The organism is Thalassotalea sp. 1_MG-2023 (assembly GCF_030546745.1).
In the GTDB taxonomy this organism is placed as follows: Bacteria; Pseudomonadota; Gammaproteobacteria; order Enterobacterales; family Alteromonadaceae; genus Thalassotalea_C.
The window spans coordinates 1-2,281 of record NZ_JAUOPD010000055.1 but is presented as its reverse complement, the minus strand read 5'-3'; the positions used below and the strand labels follow the sequence as shown (position 1 = coordinate 2,281).

Annotated in this window: 2 protein-coding genes; both read right to left on the bottom strand. The window is 37.0% G+C overall.

Annotated elements, in window-relative coordinates; genetic code table 11:
* Positions 1–485: 485 nt before the first annotated feature.
* Entirely contained in the window at positions 486–929 is a 444-nt protein-coding gene (locus tag Q4489_RS18145; protein ID WP_303483340.1) for a DUF3592 domain-containing protein, read from the bottom strand.
* A 212-nt stretch (positions 930–1,141) separates the two neighbouring features.
* Positions 1,142–2,281: transposase (locus tag Q4489_RS18140; RefSeq protein ID WP_303483337.1), on the bottom strand; the 1,140-nt coding region annotated here is incomplete at its 5' end.

The window sequence follows — 2,281 nt, the reverse complement described above, 5'->3', positions numbered from 1 at the left end:
TCGATGCTCAGAGACGGTGTAATGTGGGAAGCGCCAAAAGTGTAAAATTAACTATTGACGCCATAGTCTCTTGTTATGTTGCGCTTTACCAAAATGTTTCTTTTATTGCCAATAGGTTAAAAGCTAATGCTAGTATTAGCAACCATATCTTATGACTAGGATAAAAAGCCTTTGGAACATATTTATTGACCCATTTAAAAAATGCCGAAGAATTAGGTAAATAGTAAGATACCAATGCCACTAAACTAAGCCACTCCAGAGCAAACCACATTGCAATTAAGCTCTGGACTTTGATCAAAGATATAAATGACAGGATAGAAAGAAGAGCAAGAAGCGAATTTGAATTAATTAATTTCAATGAACTCTCCGTGTCATTAGCAACATAACGCCCGCATAAGAAGCGGGGCAATTACTTGGACGCTTTTTTGCGTCGTTTATCTTTGCAAAAAATCGGACAAATTGAACCGTCTGACTTAATGCGCTTGTTAGGTAAGGCTTTGCACCATAGTGCCTCGTAACCTTTTTATTTGAAATAGACTTACAACAACAAAACTAATACCTATGCCAAGTAAAAGTAGACTTGGTAACCATAAGGACCAAAAACCACTTATCTTTGGCTCTTTTACATTACTATCATTATAAAGAACAGTTACTTGCTCTTGTTGTTTATAACAAGCAGGGCTACAACCAAAATTAGACTCAAAAGTATGCAACTTTTCAGTTTTATCCTGAAAGCTTACTATAGGGTATAGTGAATCTTCTTTTCGAATCAATTCGATAACTGTACCTTTTGCTGATAGCGCATTACCGATAAAATCAGACGTACTTTTAGTAATATACAAACCACCCAAAAGCATCAGTACACCAAGAATCAGGTACAAATATCCTACTTTAATGCTGTTGTTCATTTTGCTAACGACACTGAACATATTTAAGTTACCTAACGAGCCTGTAGAATAACTCGTTATTGTTATTTTTTAATTCAAATACTCTAACTTCATTAATTCTTTTTAACAATCAAAAACGTTTACGTTTTTGCCGATCTTTATTTTTTGTACCTGATAATTGCAATATGTCTGATTTGATATATTTTTTAGTGAAATCAAGGTGTTATTACTAATGGTTTTACTGAATATCAGCTTTAATGTAGGTGGTTTCTTAGTTTTTCAATATTGTGAACCAAGCAATACTTTTGCCATTGGGTATTTACTTTCTCTTGCCCTCGTAAGGTAAACTTATTCATGCCTTTGTTGATTGTAATATTGCCAAATACGGGCTCAATTGCACCTAATCGTTTGCTGTATTGCCGTCGGCCAACTGGACTGTCTATTTTTACTTTCATTTTATCAGTATATGAAGGGATTTTGCGTTTACTGTTTGTTAAAAACTGGACTTGTCGTCCTGTTTTTACTGGCGGTTTTCGCATACATTGAGGTTGTAAACTGCATCTGCGACAATCCTTTAAATACCCTGTAAAACGACAATAGCTTTTCTCACCTGTTTCGATGCTTTGGCTTTGTAACCACATGGTTTTACCCGCAGGACAAACACAGTTTTTTCTCACTGGGTCAAAATGAAAGTCATCTTTATTAAATAATCTTGGCCTTCCTTTACTGCGTTTTAGTCGGCGTTTTTCTTGCTCACTATGATACGTTTCACTGCTCTTAAATAACGGGTTTCTACTTCTAAATTGAGTATCAGCAATATAACAATCAAGCCCTGTTGTTGCCATATGTATTAAGTTAGCCTCACTATGAAAACCACTGTCAGCGGTAAACTTAGCATGTTTGAAGGTATTGGGCGTACTGAGTTTTTGAAGTTGATGATTAAGCTGTTCAATGGCGGGTTTTAAGGTTTGCTGTTCGCCTACCCCTCCCCATGTTTTTGCTTGAAGAATGATTTGATGCTTGTCATCGTTAATCGCAATGCCGTTGTAACCTTGAATAGTACCTTTTGAGGTGGTCATCTTAGCGCTGTCTGGGTCAGTGATGTTACTTTTTACTGGCTTGCCTTGACTACCTAACTTTTCTTGGTGTGTCGCTAAGAAGTGTTTGATTTTATCGGCACTGTTATCAAGTTTATCTTTTTGCTTTAAGTCGTGCGTAATTTCATCTTCGGCTAACGTGTCTTGTGATTGATGACGTGCCAATATCCGTTGGCTGGCTTTACGTAGCTTCACTTCCTTTCGCCTAAGCTCTTCAAACGTTCCGCTCCACTCTTTGCTCGCATTTGATTTTAGCTTGCAGCCATCAATGGCAAACATGTTGCGGCCTATTAAACC